General features: G+C 52.3%; 33 protein-coding genes. 16 read left to right on the forward strand and 17 right to left on the reverse strand.

Annotated elements, in window-relative coordinates; all coding sequences use genetic code 11:
- Nucleotides 1-2: 2 nt before the first annotated feature.
- The 4 genes from MWU63_RS15405 to MWU63_RS15420 form a co-directional block, all read right to left on the reverse strand.
- The gene (locus MWU63_RS15405) at nt 3-941 is read right to left on the reverse strand and encodes a bifunctional riboflavin kinase/FAD synthetase (protein WP_213888892.1); all 939 of its coding nucleotides are present in this window, start codon (nt 939-941) and stop codon (nt 3-5) included.
- 38 nt (nt 942-979) lie between these two features.
- A complete protein-coding gene (locus tag MWU63_RS15410) occupies nt 980-1423 on the reverse strand; it encodes a MaoC family dehydratase (RefSeq protein ID WP_213888891.1) in 444 nt (147 codons plus the stop codon).
- A gap of 144 nt (nt 1424-1567) precedes the next feature.
- On the reverse strand, nt 1568-2440 hold the full coding sequence (locus MWU63_RS15415) for a TIGR01459 family HAD-type hydrolase (RefSeq protein WP_247078601.1): 873 nt from the start codon (nt 2438-2440) through the stop codon (nt 1568-1570).
- A gap of 116 nt (nt 2441-2556) precedes the next feature.
- Entirely contained in the window at nt 2557-3477 is a 921-nt protein-coding gene (locus tag MWU63_RS15420) for a manganese-dependent inorganic pyrophosphatase (RefSeq protein ID WP_213888889.1), read from the reverse strand.
- 156 nt (nt 3478-3633) lie between these two features.
- Here MWU63_RS15420 and MWU63_RS15425 point away from each other — a divergent pair, with 156 nt between their 5' ends.
- From MWU63_RS15425 to MWU63_RS15445, 5 genes are all read left to right on the forward strand, one after another.
- Nucleotides 3634-4308 carry a DUF2161 family putative PD-(D/E)XK-type phosphodiesterase gene (locus MWU63_RS15425; RefSeq protein WP_213888888.1) on the forward strand — a complete coding sequence of 225 codons (675 nt, stop codon included), beginning with the start codon at nt 3634-3636 and terminating at the stop codon, nt 4306-4308.
- 164 nt (nt 4309-4472) lie between these two features.
- Nucleotides 4473-4760 (forward strand): co-chaperone GroES, encoded by a 288-nt coding sequence (locus MWU63_RS15430; RefSeq protein ID WP_213888887.1) that lies wholly within the window; start codon nt 4473-4475, stop codon nt 4758-4760.
- A 50-nt stretch (nt 4761-4810) separates the two neighbouring features.
- The gene (gene groL, locus MWU63_RS15435) at nt 4811-6460 is read left to right on the forward strand and encodes a chaperonin GroEL (RefSeq protein ID WP_213888886.1); all 1650 of its coding nucleotides are present in this window, start codon (nt 4811-4813) and stop codon (nt 6458-6460) included.
- Between the two features lie 106 nt (nt 6461-6566).
- Complete coding sequence (locus tag MWU63_RS15440; protein ID WP_213888885.1) at nt 6567-7004, forward strand: GNAT family N-acetyltransferase; 438 nt, start codon at nt 6567-6569, stop codon at nt 7002-7004.
- A gap of 93 nt (nt 7005-7097) precedes the next feature.
- Nucleotides 7098-7898: a DMT family transporter gene (locus MWU63_RS15445; protein ID WP_213889094.1), complete on the forward strand. Its 801-nt coding sequence runs from the start codon at nt 7098-7100 to the stop codon at nt 7896-7898.
- 33 nt (nt 7899-7931) lie between these two features.
- Here the strand turns inward: MWU63_RS15445 and MWU63_RS15450 are convergent, their stop codons facing one another.
- Nucleotides 7932-8396: an NUDIX hydrolase gene (locus tag MWU63_RS15450; RefSeq protein WP_213888884.1), complete on the reverse strand. Its 465-nt coding sequence runs from the start codon at nt 8394-8396 to the stop codon at nt 7932-7934.
- 77 nt (nt 8397-8473) lie between these two features.
- On the opposite strand from MWU63_RS15450, the gene MWU63_RS15455 reads away from it, so the two are divergent.
- On the forward strand, nt 8474-9205 hold the full coding sequence (locus MWU63_RS15455; protein WP_247078603.1) for an alpha/beta fold hydrolase: 732 nt from the start codon (nt 8474-8476) through the stop codon (nt 9203-9205).
- 88 nt (nt 9206-9293) lie between these two features.
- Here MWU63_RS15455 and MWU63_RS15460 read toward each other — a convergent pair whose 3' ends face one another.
- The 3 genes from MWU63_RS15460 to MWU63_RS15470 are packed head-to-tail and all read right to left on the reverse strand — an operon-like array spanning nt 9294 to nt 11113.
- Complete coding sequence (locus tag MWU63_RS15460) at nt 9294-10367, reverse strand: 5-(carboxyamino)imidazole ribonucleotide synthase (RefSeq protein ID WP_213888882.1); 1074 nt, start codon at nt 10365-10367, stop codon at nt 9294-9296.
- Entirely contained in the window at nt 10360-10848 is a 489-nt protein-coding gene (gene purE / locus MWU63_RS15465; RefSeq protein ID WP_213888881.1) for a 5-(carboxyamino)imidazole ribonucleotide mutase, read from the reverse strand. The genes MWU63_RS15460 and purE overlap by 8 nt, the downstream gene beginning before the upstream one ends.
- 46 nt (nt 10849-10894) lie before the next feature.
- Nucleotides 10895-11113, reverse strand: coding sequence for a DUF465 domain-containing protein (locus tag MWU63_RS15470; RefSeq protein WP_213888880.1), 219 nt, complete (start codon nt 11111-11113; stop codon nt 10895-10897).
- A 191-nt stretch (nt 11114-11304) separates the two neighbouring features.
- Between MWU63_RS15470 and MWU63_RS15475 the strand changes: the two genes are divergently transcribed.
- From MWU63_RS15475 to MWU63_RS15485, 3 genes are read left to right on the forward strand one after another with little or no spacing between them, the layout of a single operon-like run.
- Entirely contained in the window at nt 11305-11718 is a 414-nt protein-coding gene (locus MWU63_RS15475) for an Hsp20 family protein (RefSeq protein ID WP_213888879.1), read from the forward strand.
- A gap of 14 nt (nt 11719-11732) precedes the next feature.
- Nucleotides 11733-11960 (forward strand): DUF1150 family protein, encoded by a 228-nt coding sequence (locus MWU63_RS15480; protein WP_213888878.1) that lies wholly within the window; start codon nt 11733-11735, stop codon nt 11958-11960.
- The gene (locus MWU63_RS15485; RefSeq protein ID WP_213888877.1) at nt 11960-12850 is read left to right on the forward strand and encodes a PhzF family phenazine biosynthesis protein; all 891 of its coding nucleotides are present in this window, start codon (nt 11960-11962) and stop codon (nt 12848-12850) included. Before MWU63_RS15480 ends, MWU63_RS15485 begins: the two co-directional genes overlap by 1 nt.
- 132 nt (nt 12851-12982) lie before the next feature.
- On the opposite strand, the gene MWU63_RS15490 is transcribed toward MWU63_RS15485, so the two are convergent.
- A complete protein-coding gene (locus tag MWU63_RS15490; RefSeq protein WP_247078606.1) occupies nt 12983-14689 on the reverse strand; it encodes a bifunctional sulfate adenylyltransferase/adenylylsulfate kinase in 1707 nt (568 codons plus the stop codon).
- A 155-nt stretch (nt 14690-14844) separates the two neighbouring features.
- Nucleotides 14845-15789, reverse strand: coding sequence for a thioredoxin-disulfide reductase (trxB, locus tag MWU63_RS15495; RefSeq protein ID WP_213888875.1), 945 nt, complete (start codon nt 15787-15789; stop codon nt 14845-14847).
- Between the two features lie 188 nt (nt 15790-15977).
- Between trxB and MWU63_RS15500 the strand changes: the two genes are divergently transcribed.
- Nucleotides 15978-16478 carry an Lrp/AsnC family transcriptional regulator gene (locus tag MWU63_RS15500; protein ID WP_213888874.1) on the forward strand — a complete coding sequence of 167 codons (501 nt, stop codon included), beginning with the start codon at nt 15978-15980 and terminating at the stop codon, nt 16476-16478.
- On the opposite strand, the gene MWU63_RS15505 is transcribed toward MWU63_RS15500, so the two are convergent.
- The 5 genes from MWU63_RS15505 to lgt form a co-directional block, all read right to left on the reverse strand.
- Nucleotides 16475-17269 carry a Hint domain-containing protein gene (locus tag MWU63_RS15505; RefSeq protein WP_213888873.1) on the reverse strand — a complete coding sequence of 265 codons (795 nt, stop codon included), beginning with the start codon at nt 17267-17269 and terminating at the stop codon, nt 16475-16477. The genes MWU63_RS15500 and MWU63_RS15505 overlap by 4 nt on opposite strands.
- Nucleotides 17270-17550: 281 nt before the next feature.
- Nucleotides 17551-17727 carry a hypothetical protein gene (locus MWU63_RS15510; RefSeq protein WP_247078608.1) on the reverse strand — a complete coding sequence of 59 codons (177 nt, stop codon included), beginning with the start codon at nt 17725-17727 and terminating at the stop codon, nt 17551-17553.
- Nucleotides 17728-18005: 278 nt separating this feature from the next.
- A complete protein-coding gene (pgeF, locus tag MWU63_RS15515; protein ID WP_213888871.1) occupies nt 18006-18764 on the reverse strand; it encodes a peptidoglycan editing factor PgeF in 759 nt (252 codons plus the stop codon).
- Nucleotides 18761-19825 carry an SAM-dependent methyltransferase gene (locus tag MWU63_RS15520; RefSeq protein ID WP_213888870.1) on the reverse strand — a complete coding sequence of 355 codons (1065 nt, stop codon included), beginning with the start codon at nt 19823-19825 and terminating at the stop codon, nt 18761-18763. Before MWU63_RS15520 ends, pgeF begins: the two co-directional genes overlap by 4 nt.
- Complete coding sequence (gene lgt / locus MWU63_RS15525) at nt 19822-20706, reverse strand: prolipoprotein diacylglyceryl transferase (protein WP_213888869.1); 885 nt, start codon at nt 20704-20706, stop codon at nt 19822-19824. Before lgt ends, MWU63_RS15520 begins: the two co-directional genes overlap by 4 nt.
- Nucleotides 20707-20813: 107 nt before the next feature.
- Here lgt and MWU63_RS15530 point away from each other — a divergent pair, with 107 nt between their 5' ends.
- From MWU63_RS15530 to MWU63_RS15550, 5 genes are all read left to right on the forward strand, one after another.
- On the forward strand, nt 20814-21071 hold the full coding sequence (locus MWU63_RS15530; RefSeq protein WP_213889092.1) for an accessory factor UbiK family protein: 258 nt from the start codon (nt 20814-20816) through the stop codon (nt 21069-21071).
- Between the two features lie 272 nt (nt 21072-21343).
- Entirely contained in the window at nt 21344-21847 is a 504-nt protein-coding gene (locus MWU63_RS15535) for a YbjN domain-containing protein (RefSeq protein ID WP_213888868.1), read from the forward strand.
- A 34-nt stretch (nt 21848-21881) separates the two neighbouring features.
- Complete coding sequence (proC, locus tag MWU63_RS15540) at nt 21882-22703, forward strand: pyrroline-5-carboxylate reductase (protein ID WP_213888867.1); 822 nt, start codon at nt 21882-21884, stop codon at nt 22701-22703.
- Nucleotides 22700-23038, forward strand: coding sequence for a tRNA-binding protein (locus MWU63_RS15545; RefSeq protein WP_213888866.1), 339 nt, complete (start codon nt 22700-22702; stop codon nt 23036-23038). The genes proC and MWU63_RS15545 overlap by 4 nt, the downstream gene beginning before the upstream one ends.
- Nucleotides 23035-23994, forward strand: coding sequence for a D-glycerate dehydrogenase (locus MWU63_RS15550; protein WP_213888865.1), 960 nt, complete (start codon nt 23035-23037; stop codon nt 23992-23994). Before MWU63_RS15545 ends, MWU63_RS15550 begins: the two co-directional genes overlap by 4 nt.
- A 135-nt stretch (nt 23995-24129) precedes the next feature.
- Here MWU63_RS15550 and MWU63_RS15555 read toward each other — a convergent pair whose 3' ends face one another.
- Complete coding sequence (locus tag MWU63_RS15555) at nt 24130-24462, reverse strand: GYD domain-containing protein (RefSeq protein ID WP_213888864.1); 333 nt, start codon at nt 24460-24462, stop codon at nt 24130-24132.
- A gap of 128 nt (nt 24463-24590) precedes the next feature.
- Nucleotides 24591-25178 carry a thymidine kinase gene (locus MWU63_RS15560; RefSeq protein ID WP_213888863.1) on the reverse strand — a complete coding sequence of 196 codons (588 nt, stop codon included), beginning with the start codon at nt 25176-25178 and terminating at the stop codon, nt 24591-24593.
- Between the two features lie 367 nt (nt 25179-25545).
- Here MWU63_RS15560 and MWU63_RS15565 point away from each other — a divergent pair, with 367 nt between their 5' ends.
- On the forward strand, nt 25546-26001 hold the full coding sequence (locus tag MWU63_RS15565) for a hypothetical protein (RefSeq protein WP_213888862.1): 456 nt from the start codon (nt 25546-25548) through the stop codon (nt 25999-26001).
- The last annotated feature ends 68 nt before the right edge of the window (nt 26002-26069 follow it).

Below are 26069 nucleotides of genomic sequence, written 5' to 3' on the forward strand. Positions count from 1 at the left end.
GATCACACGTCAGCGAGAAGTGCGCGCGCTTTGGCGCAATCTGCATCCATTTGTGCAATCAGGGCGTCAAGGCTGTCAAACTTCAGCTCTGGTCGCAGATACTCGATAAGCGCGACAGATAGGTTTGCTCCATAAAGATCGCCTTTGAAATCGAATAGATAAGTTTCAAGGTTTGGTTGATTGACGCCAAACATTGGCCTCACACCCATGCTGGCTGCACCGTCGTATTGGCCTGCGTGCGGTCCATCCAGAACTTCAACTTTGACGGCGTAGACCCCAAATTTTGGCGGGTGAAGCCCGTCGATTGACATGTTGGTCGTTGGATAGCCAAGCTCTCGTCCGCGCTGTTCGCCGTGGATCACTTCTCCTTCAATGCGGTGCCAGTGGCCCAGCATTCGCGCGGCATCCCCAGGTCGGCCATCGGTTAGGGCGTTGCGGATTGAGGTGGAAGAAAACTCACCCTTACCATCAGAAACGAGCGGAACAACCGTGACACCAAACCCTAGTTCTTCGCCAAAGGCCTTCAGGTCTTCCGCGTTTCCGGACCGTCCTTTGCCAAAGCAGAAATCCTCGCCAACCACAATATGACGTAATCCAAGACCTTCTACGATCACCTGTTCCGCGAACTCACGAGCGGAATGTGAAGATAAAACACTGTTGAAATTAAGTTCATAAAGCCGTTCCACCCCGAGTTTTTCAAGCCGGTGCGCGCGCGCATCGGCATTCATCAGTCGAAAGGGTGGGGCGTCGGGCGCAAAATACTGGCGCGGGTGTGGTTCAAACGTCATAACGCCAAGCGGGCAGCCCAGTCCTTCGGCCTGCTCACGGGCAATTTCGATGACAACCTGATGGCCGCGATGCACCCCATCAAAGTTGCCAATCGCGGCACTGGCGCCGCGATCTATTTCTTCCACAAACTGGGTGTCTCGAACAATACGCATAAGACCAACTACCGAGGCCTAAGCGCCCTTGCAAGTCGTCAGTCGAATTTCCGGCTTGGGGCAAGTACGATTGCCTCGCCTTTCAGCACAACTTTGCCATCAACAGCACAATGGCAGTCCATTTTTACCCGGCGACGGGAATAGTCGATCTCTATGACTTCGACTTCGGCATAGACAATATCGCCGGGGCGAACGGGGGCCATGAATTTCAATGTCTGACCAAGATAAACTGTGCCGTGCCCGGGAAGCTGCTCGCCAATAACTGCAGAGATCAGCCCGGCCGTCAGCATACCATGTGCAATACGCCCCTCGAATATCGTGTCTTGAGCATAGGCATCATCCAGATGCACCGGATTTCGGTCTGTCGACACTTCTGCAAACATTTCGATATCACGGTCAGTGACTTCTTTGCTCAGATGTCGGCTCATGCCGATTTCGATGTCTTCTATGCAGATTGTTCCACGCGGCATATTGTCGAGCATCCCGTCTCTCCAGAAGGATTATGTTGCACTGCAGCATAAAGGAGTGCTGCAGTGCAGGCAAGTCGTAAAGTAATAAAACGGCAAATTTCGTGTTTCTGGTGAAATATTATTGCGTGGCGGATTTTGTTGCTGTTTTGGCAACGATTAGCGCAAAAACCCAATGGAATAGCGCGGCGTGAGCTGTGCAGCCTCAAGATACGCGTCAAGCGCAGCTGGGTCAGGCTGCCGGACTGTCTTGGTTTCTGTTGCTGCTAAGCCACCAGATATAAACAGCGAATCAAGATCCTCACCTGTGGCACCCTGAATATCGGTTGCGATTCCATCACCGATGCACAGGATGCGATGGTCGGGATAATCGGAGCCGAGCGCCAACAACCTTCGGTGTGCGAGGTCGTAGATCGGAGGGTGCGGTTTGCCAAAATACAGGCTTTCACCGCCCATTTCCGTGTAAAGCGCCGCCAATGCACCTGCACACCATTCGCGCCGCTCCCCTCGGTCGACAACGATATCCGGGTTGGCGCAAAGCAGTTTTAGACCTTTTTGTTTCGCATACAAAAATTGCGGGCGATAAACCTCGGGCAGGGCAAGCGGGTCTTCCGGGCCAGTACAGACGATGCCTTCAGCGTCTTGCAGTGACACCAGCAAAATTTCTGCGGCATCTTCGATGATTTTTAGCTTGGTGAAAAAGCCTTCCTCATCCTTCTTGCCGATGTGAAAGACCTTTTCGCCAACGACACCCTGAAACATAGCTGCGCGCGCACTGTCGCCGGATGTGGTGATTGTATCCCAGCAGTCTTTTGGGACACCTATCTGTTCAAGCTGCACCTCAACGCTGGCACGGGGACGAGGGGAGTTGGTAAGCAGCACAACTTTTCCTCCGCCTGCTCGGAAACGCTGTAACGCGTTTACTGCATCCGGAAATGGTTCCAGACCGTTGTGCAGACATCCCCAGAGATCGACAAACAGCGCATCATAGCGTGCAGATACGTCGTCGAGTGCTTCGATAATTTGCGTCATTTGGGCCTCGGCAGGTAAATATGTTCTTCGCGCATCATATGCGCAAAATGATCTTATTGCAGATGCAGAAAAAAGGGGCGCTAAAAAGCGCCCCGTTGTTCTTACTTTGGTTCGGATCAGACCGCCAGATTAGGAATGATCTGTTTTTTGCGGCTCATCACGCCCGGCAGAACGACAGCGTCGCCTTCGACAGTCGCACCAAAGCTTTTTTCAGCCACGGTTTTTGTCAATTCATTCGGGACTAGCATGGTTGCTTCTTCGTTCAGAATATCGACGACGAACAACAAGACCTGATCAACAGCATCTTCGGCTGCGACGGTGGTCATGCTCTCCATCAGGCTGGCTTTACGGTCGAGGACGATTTTTGGTGCCGTGGTTTCCAGAACCGAGACACGGAATTTAGTGTCACCAACAGTGTATTCTTTTGAATCCATCCGCAGCAGTTCGGCGTCTGAGAAGGCAGAAACGTCAGACTTCGCTTCGAACATTTCAGAAGCATAATCAGTGATATTGATGCCCAGTTCGCCTGCGAGTTTTTCTGCCAGTGCACGATCTGCATCGGTTGTTGTTGGTGAGCGGAACGCGAGCGTATCAGACAAAATACAGGACAGCATTGCGCCTTTGATATTGTCGGGCATTTTCGCCGCGTTGTCACCCATCAGGTCATACATGATGGTTGCGGTGCAGGCGAGCGGGCGGATCGTAATGTCGATTGGGCCCCGTGTTTTCAAGCCTCCGACCAGGAGGTGGTGGTCAATGATCTGCACAACGTTCGCGTCGTTGATTGCTTCGGGCAGTTCAGCAGGATTGTTGGTATCAACAACAACGCAGGTGTCATCGGCGGTGACGCCCGAAATGATCTCGGGTGTTTCAAACCCCCAGCGGTTCACGACAAAGGCAGCTTCAGTGTTCGGCCTTCCAAGCAACACCGGTTTGGCCTGCGTTCCTTTGATTTCGTTCAGGTACCATGCCCAGATAATAGGCGAGCCGGTTGAATCAGTGTCGGGGGCCTTGTGGCCAAAAACTAAGGTTGTCATGTTGCGGTCCATTTCAGGGTAAATTTTGTCGTCCTTATAGGGGGGTGGCCCTAGGTTGTCACGCGGCCTGGCTGTGGCTTTTTGGCCCATAAAAAACATTCAACAAAACCGGGCAGTTTTTCCTGACACGCAGGTTTCTTGAAGTTAAAAGAAACTATGACCCGTTTGCGCGAAACTGAACTCTATCCTCCTATTAAAGCATATCTTCAGTCACAGGGTTATGTTGTCAAAAGTGAGGTTCTGGCTGCAGATGTTGTGGCTTGTCGTGACGAAGAAGAGCCTGTGATTGTAGAACTGAAAACCGGTTTTTCCCTTTCGCTGTTTCATCAGGGTGTCGCGCGTCAGTCGGTTACAGATATTGTGTATCTGGCGGTTCCCATGGGGAAGGGGCGTTTGTTCAGCAAAACACTAAAAGATAATATCAGCCTTTGTCGTCGATTGGGGTTAGGTCTGATTACGGTTCGTTTGCGTGATCAACTGGTCGAGGTGCATCTTGATCCGGGGTCCTTCAAGCCACGCAAATCTAAGACGAAGAAAACCCGTCTGCTTCGCGAATTCGCGCGTCGTGAGGGTGATCCGAACACTGGCGGTGCAACGCGAAAAGGGCTGGTTACAGCCTATCGACAGGATGCGCTGCGTTGCGCTGGGTATCTGGCTGAGAACGGGGCCACCAAAGGTGCAGAGGTTGCCCATACAACAGGCGTCGAGAATGCGACTCGAATTATGTCTGACGATCACTATGGTTGGTTTGAACGCGTTTCCACGGGGGTTTATACCGTTACGCCGACGGGCTTAAGTGGCCTGAAATCCTATGGGTTTGCGCCCAAGTAACGTGAAACGTTGGGTCGGATTTTCGCAAACCCAAATTGCAATAACAAAATTTCGCAGTCTTCTGGTTGACTCACCCGTCTGTCATCCTTATTTCCATGTCGTTAGCACTCGGCAGAGACGAGTGACAACAGTACATAAACTTCGAACCAAGGAGCGTTCTAGAGATGGCATTGAAACCGCTGCACGACCGTGTGCTCGTTCGTCGCGTTGAAGGCGATGAGAAAACAGCAGGCGGCCTGATCATTCCAGACACCGCAAAAGAAAAACCAGCTGAAGGCGAAGTTATCGCTTGTGGCGAAGGTGCGCGGAAAGATTCTGGCGAACTGATCGAAATGGCTGTGAAAAACGGCGACAAGATTCTGTTCGGCAAATGGTCCGGCACCGAAGTTACCGTCGACGGCGAAGAGCTGCTGATGATGAAGGAAAGCGACATCCTGGGCATCATTACCTGATCCGCCCCCTGTCCCCTTCAAAATAGAAACAGACTTTAGGAGTTTGCAATATGGCTAAAGAAGTCAAATTCGATACCGATGCCCGCAATCGTATGTTGCGCGGCGTTAATATCCTCGCAGATGCTGTGAAAGTAACACTTGGTCCCAAAGGCCGTAACGTTGTTATCGACAAATCCTTTGGCGCACCACGCATCACCAAAGATGGTGTTACCGTTGCAAAAGAAATCGAGCTTGAAGACAAGTTCGAAAACATGGGCGCCCAGATGGTGAAAGAGGTTGCCTCTCGCACCAATGACGAAGCAGGCGACGGAACAACAACCGCGACTGTTCTGGCCCAAGCTATCGTTAAAGAAGGCCTGAAATCGGTTGCCGCTGGCATGAACCCAATGGACCTGAAGCGCGGTATCGACATCGCTGTTTCAAAAGTTGTTGAGTCGATTAAAGCTGCTTCGCGGGTTGTCAAAGACAGCGACGAAGTTGCTCAGGTTGGCACGATCTCTGCAAACGGCGAAGCTGAAATTGGCCGCCAAATCGCAGACGCTATGCAGCGCGTAGGCAACGAAGGTGTAATCACCGTCGAAGAAAACAAAGGTCTGGAAACAGAAACCGATGTTGTTGAAGGTATGCAGTTTGATCGTGGCTACCTGTCACCTTATTTTGTAACTAACCCTGACAAAATGATCGCAGATCTGGAAGACGTCGTCATCCTGCTGCACGAAAAGAAACTGTCTTCGCTTCAGCCAATGGTGCCGCTGCTCGAGGCTGTTATTCAGTCGCAAAAACCACTGCTTATCATTTCTGAAGATGTTGAAGGCGAAGCGCTTGCAACTCTCGTTGTTAACAAATTGCGTGGCGGATTGAAAATTGCAGCTGTTAAAGCACCTGGTTTCGGCGATCGCCGCAAAGCCATGTTGCAAGACATTGCTATCCTGACCGGTGGCCAGGTAATTTCTGATGATCTGGGCATGAAACTTGAATCTGTCACTATGGACATGCTGGGTTCTGCCAAAAAAGTCACCATCACCAAAGATGAAACAACAATCATCGACGGCGCTGGCGAAAAAGCAGAGATCGAAGCACGTGTTGCGCAGATCCGCGGTCAGATCGAAGAAACTTCTTCTGATTACGATCGTGAAAAACTGCAGGAACGTGTTGCGAAACTCGCAGGCGGTGTTGCAGTCATCCGTGTTGGCGGCATGACCGAAATCGAAGTGAAAGAGCGCAAAGACCGCGTAGACGATGCCCTGAACGCGACCCGTGCAGCCGTTCAAGAAGGTGTTATCGTTGGCGGTGGTGTTGCTCTGGTTCAGGCAGCAAAAACGCTCGAAGGGCTGACTGGCGATAACTCTGATCAAAACGCTGGTATTACGATCGTGCGTAAAGCACTCGAAGCACCGCTGCGTCAGATCGCAGAAAACGCTGGTGTTGACGGTGCTGTCGTAGCGGGCAAAGTCCGTGAAAGCACAGACCCGACCTTTGGCTTTAACGCTCAGACCGAAGAATATGGCGACATGTTCAAATTCGGCGTTATCGACCCTGCCAAAGTGGTTCGTACTGCACTCGAAGATGCGGCCTCTATCGCTGGCTTGCTGATCACAACCGAAGCTATGGTTGCTGACAAGCCTTCTAAAGAAGGTGCTGGCGCTGGTGGCGGTATGCCAGACATGGGTGGCATGGGCGGCATGGGCGGCATGATGTAAGTCACGCCAACCTGTTGGTTAACGGAAAGGGGTCTTTCGAGGCCCCTTTTCTTTTGCGCGTAGCAATCTTTATACATGGTAAGAATTTGAAGCCACTGAGAATACAATGAAGAACTGGCAGATAAGGCGGGCCCAGCCATCAGACGCAACTCAATTCAGAGAGTGTATTGCAGCCGCTTACGCAGCTTATCGCGACCGGATAGCTGATTTGCCTGCTGTGACCGAAGGAATTGAGGACGACATCGCAAACCACAATGTCTGGGTTGCTGAAAGTAACGGTGAAATTTGGGGTGGAATCGTCCTTGTTAACGAGGGTGCTGCCCTACGCCTCGCGAATATTGCGGTAGACCCCAAAGCAAAAGGGCAGGGACTAGGACGAGCCCTGATCTTGCTCGCGGAGCGCGAATGCATCGGGCTGGGATGTGCTGAAATGCGCCTTTCCACGCATGTTGGTATGCCGGAAAATGTTTCACTTTACATCCATCTTGGATGGCAAGAGGTTGAGCGAAGCGGAAACAAAGTCAAAATGTCGAAGACGTTCTAAGTCGCGGGCCTGCCCAAATTGGAAAGAAATGAAGTTAAAGTGAAAGCCTCGCACAACGGTCCTTTACGCCTGATCCTTCTTACAGTTCTGACGATGGTCGCCTTTGCGGCAAATTCTGTATTGAATCGCCTCGCTTTGGCAGATGGGGCAATCGGACCTTCTGGTTTTGCCTCGATCCGGTTGGTATCGGGGGCTTTAGCACTGGCCTTAATGGTCTGGGTGCGAAATGGGGCGAGTTCAAGCAGCCAGTTTGGGGGCATTACTGGGCCTCTTTCGCTTGTTTTATATATCATTGGGTTCTCGTTTGCCTATGTCACGCTAGAAGCTGGTGTTGGCGCGCTGATCCTATTTGGTGGTGTCCAGATCACAATGTTCGCGGGTGCAATACTTTCGTCTGAACGGCTTCCCCCAACGCGCTGGCTTGGGGCTGGGGTCGCGTTTGCCGGTCTGGTCTATCTGCTGTGGCCAGGGGGTGCCGCTGCTCCGGAAATCCTGGGTGCAATCCTTATGACAGCCGCAGCTCTGGGATGGGGTATCTATTCCCTTCATGGTCGAAAAGCAAAAGACCCGCTGGCGGCAACCGCTGTAAATTTTATACTCGCCGTGCCCTTGGGGCTGCTCCCATTGCTGGTTTTCCCAGATGTTTTGCCGATCACCTTTTGGGGCGTAGTCCTTGCTGTTCTTTCGGGTGTTGTAACATCAGGGCTTGGTTATGCTCTGTGGTACACGGTTCTTCCCCGGCTTGATGCGAGCATTGCTGCGGTCGCGCAGCTTACGGTGCCTATTATTGCATTGGCGGGCGGAATGGTTTTTCTGGGAGAGGCTCTTACCCTGAGGTTCCTGATCGCAGCGGTATTGGTTTTGGGTGGAATCGCGATTTCGATCCGGCGTTAGCATGTGCTTCACGCGTTCGACTACTTAAACATTTTATCGCACGATGAGCTCTATCGGGTCATAAGAAATCGCGTCGTCCTTGCTCCATGCAACATCTGCCAGACTGTCTGGCTTGAAACGAATATCCGACATGTCAGCCCGTGTGAAAAACTTACGACACGAAACAATACCTTCCGGGTCCTGCCACTTAATATCCAGAGAGCCAGATGTGATATGGCAACGAAAGTAAATGTCGACCTGATGAAAATCCCGCGATGGGTCGTGAAATTCATTGACGAGCGCAGGTGTGCCGACAGTGATTGAAAAGCCAGTTTCCTCGTAAACTTCCCGGATAAGGCTGTCGTGTAACGAGCTTCCGCGCTCAACTCCGCCACCCGGCGCGCACCATAGATCTGACAGGCCTGCAGGGTAAGCATTAACCAATAGCAACCTTTCTTCGTGCAATATGATCGCGCGCGCTGCCAGCCGTGGCGACTTTGAGCTGAGTAAATGGTCCATGGCCGCAGAATGCCTTTGAACCCCGGCGCGTACAAGTAGGTCTCGAAACCATCATTCAATTCACCTATATCACCTCAATGCGGTATCTCTTTACACTTCTGATCTTTGTTATGTGGCCGCTTCAGGCGGCTGCGGATTGCGTGATCCTTCTACATGGGTTGGCGCGTGGACCCGCATCACTGGCCGTGATGGAAGAGGCGCTGACACGGTCAGGGTATAAAACAGTTGTACCCGCTCATCGATCTACCAACGCGCCGATTGAAGAACTGGTTGCTGAAACGCTGCCCGACGCAGTCGCAGCATGTGATGCGCAGCGAACACATTTTGTAACGCATTCCATGGGGGGAATACTTGTTCGGGCATGGCTTCAGAACAACCGACCTAAAACCATGGGTCGCGTCGTTATGCTTGCGCCTCCAAATCATGGCTCGGAACTGGTAGACGCTTTTGGCGATCTGGGTCCTTTTCGCTGGATAAATGGCCCAGCGGGGCTGGAACTTGGGACAGATTCAGAAAGCATGCCCAACCGTCTTGGCGCGGCCCGGTTCGAATTGGGTGTAATAGCGGGAAACCGATCGCTAAACCCGATTTACTCAGCCGTCATTACAGGACCTGATGATGGAAAGGTGGCGGTAGGTTCCACGCGGCTAGGCGGTATGGATGCCCATATTGTTCTGCCCGTGACACACACCTTCATGATGAACAACCCGCTGGTCGTGGCACAGACGATGCTGTTCCTGAGTGAGGGCCGGTTTGATAAAAATATGGGCTACAGCGAAGCGCTCTCTCGTCTTGCTGGCCAACCATAAATTTCTTTTTCCCATAAATATCCCCGCCGGAGGCAAAATCCTTAAAAAGGATTTTGCCTCCGGCGGGGATATTTATTGAAACTGGTGTTTAAGGTTTGCTTAACAGTCGGTTGACATGTCCCATCTTCCGGCCCGGTTTTACGTCGGCTTTTCCGTAAAGATGGATTGCGGCGTTTCGTTCCTTTGCGAGGGCTGGGACCATAGTTATATCTTCGCCAATCAAGTTCAGCATCTCGACATCGGAATGTCGTTGCCCATCACCTAAGGGCCAGCCAGAAACTGCGCGGATATGTTGTTCAAACTGGTCGATCACACAGCCGTTTTGCGTCCAGTGCCCCGAATTATGCACGCGAGGTGCAATTTCATTCACGATCAGGCCTGAATCAGTCACAAAAAGTTCGACGCCTAAAACACCAACATAATCGAGGGCGTTAAGGATGCGCCCTGCCAGTAAAACCGCGTCGGTTCTCAGAGCGTTGGAAATCTGCGCCGGAACGGTTGTTGTGTGTAAAATTCCGTCGTTATGGATGTTTTCGCCGGGATCGAAACAAGAGACGGCCCCATCGCTGTTACGCGCGCCAATAACTGAAATTTCGCGGCTGAAATCAACGAACCCTTCGAGTATTGATGGTGCATCAGCCATAGACGCATAGGCCGTTTCGGCTTCGCCCGGGGTCTTGATACGCACCTGGCCTTTCCCGTCATAGCCGAAACGTCGGGTCTTTAAGATTGCAGGAGTGCCAATTCTGGCAATTGCGTTGTTGAGATTTGCAAGTGAGTCTACTGCCGCGAATGGCGCGGTGGCGAGGCCGAGACTTTGAAGGAATTCTTTTTCGACAAGCCTGTCTTGCGAGACTCGGAGCGCCTCGCGATTGGGGTGAATGGGGCGGTGGCTTTCCAGTATATCGAGTGCGGTTGTCGGGATGTTTTCAAATTCAAAGGTGATAAGATCTACCGCATCGGCGAAAGCCAACAACGCGGCCTTATCCTCGTAAGGAGCAGTCGTAACAGTGTCGCAGACCTGCCCTGCAGGTGGGTTCGCACCAGGCTCAAATATATGGGTTCTAAAGCCAAGTCGGGCCGCCGCAACCGAGAGCATCCGGCCAAGCTGACCGCCGCCTAAAATGCCAATGGTGGCGCCAGGCGCGAGTGAATCAGTCATCTTGGGGCATTTCCGGAATAGAGTTAGACAGGGCGTCACGCCAGGCGTCGAGACGGGATGCAATTTCCGTGTCATGAATTGCAAGAATACCCGCCGCCATCAGGCCAGCATTTGCAGCACCAGCTTCCCCGATTGCCATGGTGGCAACCGGGTAGCCTTTGGGCATTTGCAAGATGGAATAGAGACTATCCACACCGGACAGAGCTTTTGTCTGTACGGGGACACCAACGACAGGCACTCGGGTTTTGGACGCCATCATACCCGGCAGATGAGCGGCCCCTCCAGCACCTGCAATGATGACACTTAGTCCCCTTGAGACAGCGGTTTTGCCATATTCCCAGAGCCGGTCAGGCGTGCGGTGCGCAGAAACGATCTTTGTCTCATATGTGATGCCCAGTTCATCCAGAATGTCGGCTGCGGCTTTCATGGTCGCCCAGTCCGACTGGCTGCCCATGATAATGCCTACTTTGATCTTTGCCATCTCGTACCCCGTTTAAAGGAAGCGGCACTATAGCGATCCTCAGCGCTTAAGCAATGATGTCTGGTGTTAGCTCATTTTCGATTTTCTGGATTCGATCTTTCAGCGCCAGTTTTTGCTTTTTCAACCGGCGCAGTTGCAACTGGTCTGATGTTCCTCTTTCCACCAGGGCATGGATTGCATCATCCAGATCACGATGCTCCGAGCGCAATACTTCAAGTTTAACCCGCAGGACCTCTTCGTGGTTCATTTCCGATGAAGTATTCATCTGAGGGCACTACCTGTGTGATGACTGATTTTTTTTCTACTCTGCTTTTCATAGTATCCTTTTTGCAGGTGCGCGGAAAGAGTTTCGCTAGACCAAACACCTTGCAGATCATTAAAAGACGACCCATATCTAAAACGAAGGGTCGCCATAATGGGGCCTGCCCACACAGTCGCTGCAAACAGGACGTGTCTATGACAAAACTAACTTTGGGGTCGCACCCTTTTCTCTTGGGCTTTGACGAGCTCGAACGCCTTGTAGAGCGGACTGCCAAGTCCGGTAATGATGGCTATCCACCGTTCAACATCGAGCAGACCAGCGAAAACAGTTTTCGAATTACTTTAGCCGTCGCCGGATTTTCCGAGGATGATTTGTCAATCACGATTGAAGACAACCAATTGGTTGTGCGCGGACGGCAGAAAGACGACAGCGATGGGCGTGTTTACTTGCATCGTGGCATTGCTGCACGCCAGTTCCAGCGGGCTTTTGTTTTGGCCGATGGGGTAGAAGTTGGCGGCGCTAAAACGGAAAACGGTTTGCTGCATGTTGATCTGAACCGGTCCAAACCCGAGACCATTGTTCAGACCATCAAGATTAACAAAAACTAAGAAGGGGAATTGGAATGGATACGAAATTCGATTTTGGCCCCGAAAGGGAAGATCGCATCGTCTACGTACGTTCTGTGGACGTTGCCGATTTACCTGACGAGGTTCAGGCCCAGGCAAATGGGGCAAAAGAGCTGTTTGCCGTTTGTAATTCTGAAGGAGAGCAACTGGCGCTGGTTGCCGACAGAAAACTTGCGTTTGTACTTGCGCGCCAAAATGACTTTGCGCCGGTTTCTGTACATTGATGCGTTACCAGTTTGACTGGGTGGATGCCTTCACCAGCCAGCCTTTTGGCGGCAACGGCTGTGTCGTTGTGCATGGGGCAGATGCGTTAGAAATCGCGGATCGGCTGGCTCTGGTTCGTGAAACCTCTTTGTCGGAATGTGCGTATCTGGTTGCTTCGGACGTTGCTGATTTTGGGGCGCGGTATTACTTGGCGGACAAGGAAATCCTGATGGCGGGGCATCCGACCGTGGCGACCGTGGCTTCATTGTTAGACCGAGGGATGGTGACACTGACCAATGGGCGTGCTGAATTCAGCTTGGAGGTGGGTGCGGGAGTATTGCCCATCGAGGTCGAGGATCGCCCCGAAGGCCCCCTGATTACCATGACACAGATGGCTCCAAAATTTGGTGCAACGCATGATCCTGGCAAGATTGCAAAGTTAATGTCCCTCAGGGAAACAGATGTTTTGGGTAGTCCACAGACTGTTTCAACAGGTACACCGTTTTGCGTCACGCTGTTGAAGGATAAAGATGCGCTGCGAAGGGCTACACTGATGCCGGAAGCGTGGCAGGAAATGAACCCCCCGGGTACTCCACGCGCTGATCTGATAGAGCCATTTTTAGTCACCATGGGTGGTGAAACGGAAGCAGGTGATACATTTTCGCGGCTTTTGCTGCCCAAGCCGATGCCCCCAGAAGATCCTTTTACCGGGTCTGCTACCGGATGCATGGCTGCTTACCTCTGGCACCACGGTATTATTGAAAAGCCAAGGTTTACAGCAGAGCAGGGCCATTGGATGGGGCGCCCCGGCCAGGCTGAGGTTGACGTAATGGGACCACGCGATGCGATTGCCGGGGTCAAAGTATCAGGTCAAGGCAGGGTCGTGATGCGCGGCGAACTTCTGATTTAAATGTTCGTGGTTGTTTTCAGGGTAAGCAAGGTAGGACCGCACGTAAGAGGTGTTTCAAAAAGGAAAAAGCCCCGGAAGGACCGGAGCTTTTAACGTTGTAGATTGCTTAATACCTTAGGCGGATACCGTGATCTAACCCGCAATCAACCCCATGCTTTCGAGTTTCAAAATCACTTGATGCGCACAGTTATCCACATCAATATTTATAGTATCAACAGCAAGTTCCGGGTTTTCCGGTACGTCGTAAGGGTCTGAAATACCTGTGAATTCCTTGATCTTGCCTTCGCGGGCCAATTTGTAAAGTCCCTTGCGATCACGTTTTTCACATTCTTCAATGCTGGTCGCGACATGTACTTCGACAAAGGCACCAAAGGCTTCAACATCTTCGCGAACAGCGCGGCGGGTTGTTGCATAAGGCGCAATTGGCGCACAAATGGCGATACCACCGTTCTTGGTGATTTCGGATGCTACATAACCAATGCGTCGAATGTTCAGATCTCGGTGTTCTTTGGAGAAGCCGAGTTCGGAGCTGAGGTTCTTACGAACGATGTCACCATCAAGCAATGTCACAGGACGTCCACCCATTTCCATCAGCTTGACCATCAGTGCGTTCGCGATCGTTGATTTGCCTGAGCCGGAAAAACCGGTGAAGAAAACAGTAAATCCTTGCTGTGCCCGTGGTGGCCGGGTTTTGCGAAGCTCGGTAACGACTTCGGGAAAGGAAAACCATTCGGGAATTTCAAGGCCTTCGGAAAGACGGCGGCGCAGTTCTGTCCCTGAAATGTTAAGAACGGTTACGCCCTCTTCGATTTCATCAGCCGGCTCATACTGGGCGCGTTCCTGAACATAAACCATATGTTTGAAATCAACCATTTCAACGCCGATTTCGTCCTGACACTTGCGGAACAACTCCTGAGCGTCGTAAGGGCCGTAAAAATCTTCACCGGCAGAGTTTTTGCCTGGGCCAGCATGGTCGCGGCCAACGATGAAATGGGTGCATCCGTGGTTGGCGCGGATCAGGCCGTGCCAGACAGCCTCGCGCGGGCCACCCATACGCATAGCAAGGTTCAGCAGGCTCATGGAAGTCGTTGACGACGGGTATTTGTCAAGCACCGCCTCGTAGCAACGCACACGCGTGAAATGGTCTACATCGCCGGGCTTTGTCATACCGACAACCGGGTGGATCAGCAGGTTGGCCTGTGCTTCTTTTGCGGCACGGAAGGTCAGTTCCTGATGGGCGCGATGCAGTGGGTTGCGGGTTTGAAAGGCAACGACACGGCGCCAGCCAACTTTGCGGAAAAATGTGCGAAGCTCGTTTGGTGTGTCGCGGCGACCGCGGAAATCATAGTGGACAGGTTGCTGGATGCCGGTGATTGGTCCGCCAATGTAAATTTTACCAGCCTGATTGTGCAAATAATTTACAGCCGGATGTGCGATGTCATCTGCGCCATAAACCTTCTCAGCCTCAAGGGACTTGTTCGGCTCCCAGTTGTCTGTGACGGACATGATGGCGAGAATAACACCTTCCTGATCACGCAGCGCAATGTCCTGTCCAACCTCTATCTTGCTGGCAAAGTCTTCGCTTACATCAAGCGTGACTGGCATTGGCCACAGTGCGCCATTGGCAAGCCGCATATTTTCTACAACGCTGGTGTAGTCTTCTTCGCTAAGGAACCCTTTGAGCGGGTTAAATCCGCCATTCATCAGAAGCTCCAGATCGCAAATCTGGCGCGGCGTAAGATCCCATGACGTGAGTTCTGCCGCCTCAAGTTTTAGTTTCTGCGCGGACTCATACGAAACATACAGCTCCGGAACAGGGGCAAGATTGGACATCATCATCGGTTACTCACAGTTTTTAATTTGGACAAATTGACCGCGAAAAGAACGCGTGTTAGGTGCGGACTAGCCCGTGTTTAAGGTGAAATTCAAGCTAAGCTACAGTAGTTTTTAAAAATTGAGGCTAAAAGGTCTCCAAAACCCGGGAAACTGGGACATTATCCCTCATCCTCTGACAAAAAACGCTCAGCTTCCAGCGCGGCCATGCATCCCATTCCTGCAGATGTGACTGCCTGGCGGTATTTATAGTCGGTCAGATCACCCGCTGCGAAGATTCCGGGAATAGAAGTTGCCGTCGAGTCGGGTTTGGTAACCACGTAGCCACCCATATGAGTTTCAAGTGTATCTTTGACCAGTTCATTTGCAGGCGCGTGCCCAATCGCAATGAAGACACCCTTGCAAGGGATTTCCGTGATTTCGCCTGTTTTGACGTTTTTCGTCCGCACACCTGTTACGCCCAAAGGCGTATCATCTCCGACAACTTCAACGAGTTCGTTGAACCAAAGCGGATGGATTTTTTCGTTCTTAAAAAGCCTGTCCTGCAGAATCTTTTCAGAGCGCAGCTCGTCGCGGCGGTGGATCAAGGTAACCTTTGAGGCAAAATTCGTTAGAAAAAGCGCTTCTTCAACAGCTGTATTGCCGCCGCCAACGACGACAATTTCCTCTCCACGATAGAAAAATCCGTCACAGGTGGCGCAGGCCGAAACGCCAAACCCTTTGAACTTTTCTTCAGTCTCCAGCCCCAGCCATTTGGCGCGTGCACCGGTTGCGAGGATTACTGCATCCGCCAAGTACACTGTTCCGCTGTCGCTTTGTGCCGTAAAGGGGCGCTTGGACATATCGAGACTTGTGATGATGTCGCTGATGATCTCTGTTCCCACTGCGCGCGCATGGGCTTCCATGTTCGTCATCAGATCGGGACCCTGAATTTCGGTATTGCCAGGCCAGTTTTCAACTTCGGTCGTGGTGGTAAGCTGCCCACCGGGTTCAATACCCTGCACCAAAATCGGATTAAGCATTGCACGGCTTGCGTATACCGCAGCGGTATACCCAGCAGGGCCGGAGCCGATGATCAAAACTTTGGTGTGACGTGTCTCAGCCATATTGGGCCTCATTGCTATCTGTTTCTTGCTGGATATAGACGCCCTGCGAGGGCGATAAAACCCCTTGCAAACCTGCTATGTCTAATTCGCTTGAAAATTGGCGTTGGAATAATTTAATTGCGCAGTCTTGAAATATAATTGCGTGAGGGATACGTCTCGCATACAATTTGGAAAACCAGAGGGAAATCATGGCTGGCTCAAAACTTGATCCGATTGATCGAAAGATTCTTGCCGAGTTGCAAGCGGATGGACGCATGACAAATGTTGAGCTTGCCAAGCGTGTCGGCATTTCTGCACCCCCGTGCCTGCGCCGGGTCAGAACGCTTGAGGAATCAGGGTTCATTCGTGGATACCACGCAGATGTTGATTCTCGCGAACTGGGCTTTGAAGTTCAGGTTTTTGCGATGGTTGGGCTGGTCAGCCAGGCAGAAGCGGATCTTTCAGCCTTCGAAAAACTTTGCCGGGCATGGCCGCTTGTGCGGGAATGCCATATGTTGAACGGAGAGGTGGATTTCGTGCTCAAATGCGTTGCTCCGGACCTGTCCACCTTCCAGAGTTTTTTGACCGAACAACTTACAGCAGCAGACAACGTTGCAAGCGTTAAAACGTCTCTGGTGATCCGCTGTGCCAAGGACTTGCCGGGCGTGCCTTTCGAAATTCTAGAGGCACGCCTGACCCAAACAGCCTAGGCCGCGTGAAACTGTTCCATATCTTCCCGAGACAGCCTTGGGTAAGAGACAGGTCCAAAATCATCCAAAGAATTCACCTGCGGGAACAAGCTCAGGAACAGGCGCAGCATGTCGCCCGAGAGCCGCATTTCTGCCGTGAGACCCGGATGGTAGCTTTCACATTCAAGACCGTTCACCCGGATGATCTGGTGGTTTTTGAACGCCAGGTGAAAGACCTGAACGGGTGTTGCAGGGCAGACTGAAATCACCGACTCACCGTCTGTGAACCCCGAGGCGGGCAGAACAGCTTTGTCTGATCCACAAGCTTCGGGCAGACGAGAGTTTTTCTGAAAGAGATTCGCCGCGGGCCCAAGCAAAAGATCAGGTGATGGGCGACCAAATCCAAGACTGTCGGCCGAAAAACGCGTCAGCCGGGTCATTCGCTTTGATTGCCCCTTGGCGTTCGGAATCAACGACATTGAGCCCACCCAAAGCAATGTCTGCATGCCGTTATCAACGGTTTGAATGCGATCACCCGGCATCAGATCTTCAACAGCAGTTGATCCGAATTCGGTAGTCACAAGGGTGCCGCGTGCAAAAGCGCAGAACGCATCTTCGAATAATGGAAGCGCAGGCGCAACTTGTTCTAGCGTCTCAATATCACCAGTCTCTGTCAGATATGTTGCGTGGTAGCGGCGCATCATTAAGGTACTTCTACGTTGAGGCGCTTCTTTGCGTTTGCCAATTTGCGATATCGCATGCGGGATGCGTGGCTCCGCCATTCTTCCGGCGGTTGGGTGGGGCATAGGCATGTGGCCTTCCTTTCGGCAGTCTCACATCTGTATCGGCCCCCACCGAAATACACAGAATAGGCGTAAACGATGATGGCAGAACAGAATGAATGTCAATGAAAGGTGAATCTTTGATCCGGAAGTGCAGCTAATGCGGTTTTTTCTTCATGGACTGTTTCCCCATCCCTGAACAATCCGCCACATTCCCGCCACATTTGCCCGGGCAAAAATGGTTAACAATTCACGAATCAGAAAGGCCACCGGAGTGCGGCGGCCTGTTCAAAACTCGATTAGGTGTTTGCTTAAGCGCGGGCGGATTTTGTTTGCTCAGACAGTGCGCGTCTGCGGGCGATCATTTCGCCACGGCGTGCACCACGTGCCCAGGGCATCTTCACCTCGGTGACAGTTGCTTCTTTCAAAACCGACTTTAACCAACGTTTCTCAGTCTGCATCATTTTCTCCCGCTCGTAGCTCGCCATCAAACGCGCCACATATCAATTGCCCCGCAGGGTTTGTTTTCTTGCTGACTCTTATAATAGCGCTCAATGCGGCGCGGGTTTGGCAAAATCAGCAATTCTTTGAAAGAGTTTAAAGAAAATGAAGCGTCACCAAGCACAGGCAGCATCATATTGTTTTTCTTGCGTTTTGTCGCTTCATTCGCAACAATTATAGATGAGAAAGGTGGATTGTTCTCGTTAATGGGGCCAAAATATGGCGCTGATCCACTCTACCACCGCCAATTCGGCCCGGTCGAATATCACAGGCGGATTGAAGAAATCAGGCGACCATAATCTGCTTGGTTCGCGTGAACTGAACGACGATATGAAAAAAATCTCGAGGAATCAGCGTATGTGCAATGGCCGGTCCATTCGGCTGTTCCGACGCCTGCATCTCGCAACCGATGCAAACCGAAAGACGGTAAATCAAACTGCATCCGGTCACCGTTTCCTCCTGCAAAGAACCGGCTATGCTCGGGATCTTCTGACATAAACATTTCAAAAAATTCAGGGCCAACTTCGTAGGAACGCTGACTTATTGTCGGGCCGATGACCGCGTTTATATTGTTTCTCGATGCGCCAAGTTCTTCCATTGCGTCAATCGTGGCCTCGAGCACGCCATTTAACGCACCTTTCCACCCCGCATGCGCCGCTCCAATAACTTGCGCGTCATGATCGGCAAACAAGACGGGCTGGCAGTCAGCGGTCAACACAGAAAGTGCTATACCCGGAGTCGCCGTGACAGCGGCATCTGCTTTTGGTGGCGTGCCACTCCGCGGGCCGTTGACCTTGATCACGTCCGAAGAATGTACCTGATGAAAGTTGATCAACAGGTCAGGCTCGACATCCATCGCGCTTGCGACGCGATGCCGGTTGATCGTAACGCAATTAGACTGATCTGATGAACCATATCCGCAGTTCAATCCGTCGAACACACCAGATGATGTTCCACCTCTTCGTGTAAAGAAGCCATGGCGAAGTGGGGTCAGTGTGTCACTGGTCAGGATTTCAAGAGTCATAAGTCAAATCCGGGTGGTGGTTTGCAACCTTTTGGATAAATCGATATTGCCTTGAAAAGGGTTCCCATTTCTTGTGGGTGCGTCAAGCGCCTATGTGCAGCAATATGGCTTTTAAGCGAGTCACCCGTTAAATTTTTAGCGATTGTCTGTGCGCGTACTGTAATACCAAGCCTTTCAAGAAGAACACCCTGCGTTGTTATCTTTGTAACACAAGCGCCTTGCGCAGCATTCGCCAGGGTCTCAAAATCCACATGGGCGGTGAGGTCTGCTTCCCCCGGGTTTGCGAGCACCGGATCAACTGCGTGGTTCTTCAGTGCCTGTAACGTATCGCCAAGCGAGTGCCAATCGCCATAGTCAACAATCAGTGCCGCCCCACCGTTTCCGGCGATGCGGCTTGCGATCTCTGATGTGATTGCTGCGGCAGCCGCGCAATGCTCCACAAGATCGCCTTCCTTTGTATCAGAAAGTCGGTGGTTTAAGCCCGGAACTGGAACTGCTTCGCCCGCACCAAGCACCAATTGCCCCTTCTCAATTCCAACCCGGCGTTCACGCCAGCCATTTCCCGAACGAATAAACTGCCGGATTGGCAGCGCGTCGAAAAACTCATTTGCGAGCAGAAAGAGCGGAGCATCAGGTAGCGTAGATATCGTGTCGTGCCAATCGACCCTGTGTTCAGACAAGGTTTCTCGTTGGCGTTCACGTAATGTGGACGACGCCTCGATCAGGTGAATTTCTGCGGCGGCATGAAACCCTGAAACAGAGCGAGTTACACGCAGAATATCAGCCATTAGGGTTCCACGTCCGGGGCCTATTTCAGCAAGCAGAAAGGGTGTCGGGGCCCCCTGGTCCAGCCAGCTTTGCGCCAGGCAAAGCCCAAGCAACTCACCAAACATCTGACTGATTTCAGGGGCAGTCGTGAAATCGCCGCGTGCCCCAAAGGGGTCGCGGGTTGCATAGTAGCCGTGCTCGGGATGCAAAAGGCAATCCGCCATAAACTCCGCTATCGTTAGCGGACCGTTTCGGCTGATCCGTTCAATGAGAAGGGATATCAGCGGCGTCATGAACGCGTTCTGGCAAACCTGATCATGGCCAGCCCAAACAGGATCATCGGAAATGAAAGAAGTTGGCCCATGGACATTCCACCGGATCCGATTTGCAGGATGTATCCCATAGGGTTGTCTGGCGTTATGAATTGCGCATCAGCCTGACGGAAGAATTCAACGATGAAACGCGAAACTCCGTAGACGACGAAAAACATGCCCGTAATCTGACCGGGGGTCCGGAGCCACTCACGACCCCACGCAAGGTAAAGCAGCAATCCGCCGAGCAACAATCCTTCAAGCCCGGCTTCATAAAGCTGCGAGGGGTGCCGCGCGCAAAGGGCCATGACATCCGGGCAATTCTGCGCTGCGTCGCCTGGGAATGCGACCCCCCAGGGCAGGTCAGTTGGACGCCCCCAAAGTTCAGCATTGATGAAATTTGCAATGCGACCCAGAAATAATCCCGGTGCCGTGGCAAGGGCCATCGTGTCCGCAACACTCAGTTTTGGCAGCATATTTCGCCGGCAAAATAAGAACCCGGCCAACGCAACACCCAGCATGCCGCCGTGAAATGACATACCGCCCTGCCAGACCATCAAAATCTCTACTGGGTTGCTCAGGTAGTAGCCGGGTTGATAGAAAAGAACAAAACCCAGACGCCCCCCAAGCACGATCCCCAGAACGACCCAAGTCAGCAATTCTTCGATTTGTTCCGCCGTCATGGGCGGTACTGATGCGGGCCACAAACGAGGCGTACGTATTGCCCTGAGCGCGATGCGCCAGCCGATAACGATGCCGACAATATAGGCCATCGCATACCAGCGTAGCGAAAAGGCATAGTCACCCAGATTTATTGTAAAAATGTCGGGCCCGATGTCGGGAAAGGGTATAATCGCATTCATAGTCACTTCCTGCCTGTCGTGGTGCGGCGAAGTCAACCTTGCGATTTCACCTTTATCGCCCCATATAGGTTTCGAATGAGGCCATGAAAACCAGACCCGAGGACGTTATGCAAAGCCGCAACAAAGTATTCGACGATATTTCGCAACTTATGACCAATGCGATGGGCGTAGCTCAGGGCGCCAAGGACGAAGCTGAAACAGCGATGAAAAGCTTGGTTGATCGTTGGATGGCTGATCGTGACTTTGTGAGCCGCGATGAATTTGATGCCGTTCGCGCCATGGCCCAAAAGGCCCGCGAGGAAAATGATGCCCTAGAAGCGCGTATTGTTGCGCTGGAAGCCAAATTTGACGATCAGGGCAAATAGCACGGTCATTGTAATATTATTTGTTATAGGCACCTGTCTGGGTGCGCTTTTTCTGGTTAACACATTGTTAACGGGAGAAATTGCGTGTTGTGGATAACTCGCTTTTTACAAGTTCTCTGGGGATAACCCAAAAAAACACCTTTACAGGATTCCGCTCTCGGTACACCATATCTGGTAAGGATGACGGTAACATCTGCTCATCCTTGTGTAGACACCCAGTTTCTTGTGGGCTGCCACCCACATGAGGCAAAAAGAGCAAGAGAGGCCGGGCAATGTCACTTACAGAGCAGTATTATGAGACCGAAGACCTACACCCGATCGACATCGTTGAAAACCTAGCAGAACACCACGAGTGGGATTTTGACCGTGTCGCGGATGATCAGATCGCGATGGCGGTTGAAGGTCAGTGGCGCACCTATTCCATCACGCTGGCCTGGTCAGGCTATGATGAAACACTACGCCTGATTTGCACGTTCGAGATGGAACCGCCAGAACACCGTCTGCCAGAACTGTTTGAAATACTGAACATCATCAATGACAGGTGTTGGGCTGGCGCTTTCACGTATTGGCACGACCAGCGTCTGATGGTTTACCGGTATGGTCTGGTTCTTTCCGGGGGGCAATCCGCTGGTCACGAACAGATCACCAATATGATCAACAGTGCCGTATCGTCGGCTGAACGTTTCTATCCCGCGTTCCAATTGGTTGGATGGGGAGACCGGACACCTGCAGAAGCCATGCAAGTCGCCATTGCAGAGGCCTACGGCCGAGCCTAATCTGATCCCAGCTTTTGGGGTTTGAGAGGGTGAAATGAAATCAAGCGATATTGCGCGCCGGGGTCTGGTATTGCTCGGCTGCGGGAAAATGGGCTCTGCAATGCTTCAGGGCTGGCTGAGCGAAGGCTTGCCTGCCAATTCCGTTTGGGTGAACGACCCGTATCCGTCAAACTGGTTGAAGGAATTGGCTGGAACGGGCCTTCATCTGAACGAAATTTTACCGTTAGACCCAGCAATCGTTCTCGTCGCTGTAAAACCGCAAATGATGGCAGAGGCATTGCCAACCCTCTTAGCATTGGGCAACGGCACCACGATTTTTCTGTCAGTTGCTGCTGGTACACCAATTTCCTTTTACGAAGAAACGCTTGGTTCAGAGACACCCGTTATTCGAGCGATGCCCAATACGCCTGCGGCAATTGGGCGTGGAATTACAGCACTTATCGGAAATGACAAAACGGACGAAGCAGATATCGTTTTGGCCGAAACTCTGTTGTCTGCGGTAGGCCAGACTCTGCGCCTCGAAAACGAAACGCAGATGGATGCTGTTACTGCTGTTTCCGGATCCGGCCCGGCTTATGTTTTTCACCTGATTGAAACGCTTGCTGCCGCAGGAGAGGCTGAAGGATTACCAACTGACCTTGCGATGGCACTGGCGAAAGCAACGGTTGGTGGGGCAGGGCAGTTGGCAGAAGACGCACCCGAAGACCCCGCCCAATTGCGGGTAAATGTAACCAGCCCTGCCGGGACAACCGCCGCTGCGCTTGAAGTATTGATGAATCCCGATACAGGGTTTCCTGCGTTGCTAAGAAAGGCAGTGAAAGCCGCTGCCGACCGTTCAAGGGAACTGGGTGCATGAGTGAATTAAGTTTTGACGATTTCCTGAAAGTCGATATCCGGGTTGGCCGCGTTACGCGCGCTGAGCCTTATCCGGAGGCGCGAAAGCCAGCGATCAAGCTATGGGTCGATTTTGGTGAGCAGATAGGCGTAAAGAAAAGTTCCGCGCAAATTACGGCGCATTACACTCCCGAGGAATTGATTGGAAAACAGGTGATGGCAGTTGTGAACTTTCCGCCCCGTCAGATCGGACGTTTCATGTCCGAAGTTCTGGTGCTTGGCCTGCCGGACGAAGCGGGCGAGATCGTTCTGCTAACACCTGACCAAACTGTGCCTGAGGGAGGGCGAATGCATTGAGTGAAAAGATTCTGATTACGCGACGGCTACCAGATACGGTGCTTGCTGCTGCCGAGGCCCGGTTTGATGTCGTTCTGCGCGACAATACCCAGCCAATGACCGAGGACGAACTGAAGGTAGCGCTTGCCGCCTATGACGGCATCTTACCAACGCTGGGCGACCCATTCACCGCCGAGGTTTTCGCCGCCGTTCCCGAACCGCGCTGTCATGTGCTCGCGAATTTCGGAGTTGGCTACAACCACATCAATGTCAGTGCTGCGACCGCGGCGGGTATTCTGGTCAGCAACACACCGGGTGCGGTGACTGATGCAACAGCTGACATCGCGCTTACGCTTATGCTGATGAGCGCACGCCGTGCAAGCGAAGGTGAACGGATGCTGCGTGCGAGGAACTGGCACGGCTGGCACCCGACCCAGATGCTGGGTTTGCACATGTCAGGCAAAGTCGTCGGCATTGTTGGAATGGGACGTATTGGCAAGGCGATTGCGCATCGCGCCCACCATGGTTTCGGAATGGAGGTCGTGTTTTTGAACCGCTCTCCAGTTGAAGATGCAGGCGTACCTGCAAGACAACTGAACAGCCTGTCAGAGGTTATGTCGACAGCGGATATCGTTGTGATCGCTGTACCAGGCAGCCCAGCAACCCGTTACTTAATCAACGCAGAAGCACTGTCTGCGATGCGTGAAACGTCCCATCTTATAAACATTGCACGCGGTGACATTGTTGAGGAAGCCGCGCTGATTGATGCGTTGCAATCCGGGCAAATCGCTGGGGCCGGGCTGGATGTTTACGAGAATGAGCCAGAGGTGCCAGAGGCCCTGAGGACCCTCGAAAACGTAACGCTGTTGCCGCATCTTGGTACCGCGGCACTAGAGGTCAGAACCGCCATGGGGATGATGGCGGTTGAAAATCTTTTTGCGTTTTTTGATGGTAAGGCTTTGCCGAACAAGCTTTAGTCGCTGACGGTTTCCGGATGGAATTTCCAAATCCAATCATAGGGCGTCACGCAAAAACGCGGCAACTTTTGGCCGCCGCGTTTTTGAAGTAAGGATACCAAGAGCAATCCCATGCAAGAAGGTAACGGCGAGTCTCTAACCCGTTGCGGGCTTGTAACTTTTTGACGCCGTCTGGGCCCCTGCCATTGCCTTCATTGCTTCTTGTGCTGTCATCAGTTTTGTCGTTGATCCGCCTGAAAAGGCACCGGAAGCACCAACCGCCAAAGCACCAGCAGCCATTGCCGTGTCATCCGGGGCCTCGATAAGAGCCACGACATCGTCAGCGCCGAAGCAGAAAAACAGGTGGTGAAGCTTACCCCCAACAGCCTCGATCATCGGGCGTGCGGCAGCTTCTCGGTCCTGTGGGTTATCAACCATCGCCTTGAGCGCGGCAGCGGTATAACGGGCTTGAAACATGTAAAATGGCATTGAAGTCCTCCCAGTCAAAATAATTTGTCTTAGTGGAAACATCGCATCAGCAGCGGGATGCGATTTCTTCAATCTACATGAAAAGCTGTATTGAGTCTAAAAAACGACCGCACGGGACCGTTGCGGCCCTAGACCGAGCCCTTTTCCATCGCGGAACGCCAGTGCCCGCGGCAAAGCGAAACATAGCTTTCATTGCCGCCAATATGAACCTGAGCGCCTTCTTTTAATATGGTGCCGCTTTTGTCCATTCGAGCAACCATTGTGGCCTTCTTCCCGCAATGGCAAATTGTGCGTACCTCACGCATTTCATCAGCAAGCGCTAACAGCGTTGCAGAGCCGGGAAACAAATGACCCTGGAAATCAACACGAAGGCCGTAGCACATAACCGGAACTTTCAGGTCGTCCACCGCGCGCGCAAGCTGCCAGACCTGTTCAGCGTCCAGAAACTGTGCTTCGTCAATGAACACACAAGCGCATGGCCCTGCTGCAAGTCGTGCTTCTATTTTTGCAAATAGGTCTTCGCCATGCGCGAATGTATCAGCGCCTTCGCCAATACCGATACGCGAGGTAATCCGCGCTTCCCCTTCGCGGTTATCAAGCAGAGCTGTCAGCAGATAGGTCTGCATCCCGCGTTCATGATAGTTGTAAGACGCCTGCAGCAAATTCGTCGATTTGCCAGCATTCATTGTCGAGTAGTGAAAATAGAGTTTTGCCATGCCGCCTGTTACGTCACGGTGCGCACCAAATGCAAGGCACCTGTGTCGAATCGGGGGTAGCGAGCCCGCCAGCAGGAAAAAATATGAGACCCAAAACTGGCAAGCGCCTGGGGATAGATCGGGTCTCATTACTCTTTACAAACAGTCGGGCCCGCTACACGGCTGCCGGTTACCCGGCTCTGCCGCCCCCATGTGACAGAAGCACAGCGGACCCCCACCCAAAACCAACGCTAGGGGACGCCGGTTACTCGTACAATCCCAAGAACACAGGATCGGTTTATAAATGACAAATCCTTGCAACCCCATTAATGGGAAAAGGCAAACGCATTTCCCCCCGATTGTTTGGTGGAGTGCCCAAGGGATAGGAATGAGTGGGATGAGCAGTTATCTTAAGAAGCACACCGAGGCTTTGGTTAAAGACGTTGGTATCGAAGCAGCCTGTAAACTGACCGGCAAATCGAAAGCCACTTTGGGGCGCTATTATTCGGATGCTGATGAACATTCTGACAGGTTCATGCCGATCGACGCGGTCGCGGCCCTGGAAGATGCTTCACGTTACCCGCATGTCACCAGCGCATTGGCAGAGCTGCGCGGCATCACGCTTTCCTACAGCGAGGACAGACGCAACAACCCGTCACATGGTGTGAACTCCGACGTGGTGGCGCTGAGCCAGCGCTTCGCTATGCTGATGGCGGAATACAACCAGTCAATCGAGGATGGCGTGATTTCCATAAACGAGGCAAAACGCCTGCTGCGTGAAACGCTGGAAATTCAGAAAGTGCTGCTGGATATGAAACTGCACCTTGAGGCGGAGTCGCCTTGAAGGGAAGAGTGCTGCTCTTTCAAAGAACCAAAGCTCTCCAATATCTGATAAAACCCGCCCACGCGCTA

Source organism: Pseudohalocynthiibacter sp. F2068, assembly GCF_023015645.1.
In the GTDB taxonomy this organism is placed as follows: domain Bacteria; phylum Pseudomonadota; class Alphaproteobacteria; order Rhodobacterales; family Rhodobacteraceae; genus Pseudohalocynthiibacter; species Pseudohalocynthiibacter aestuariivivens.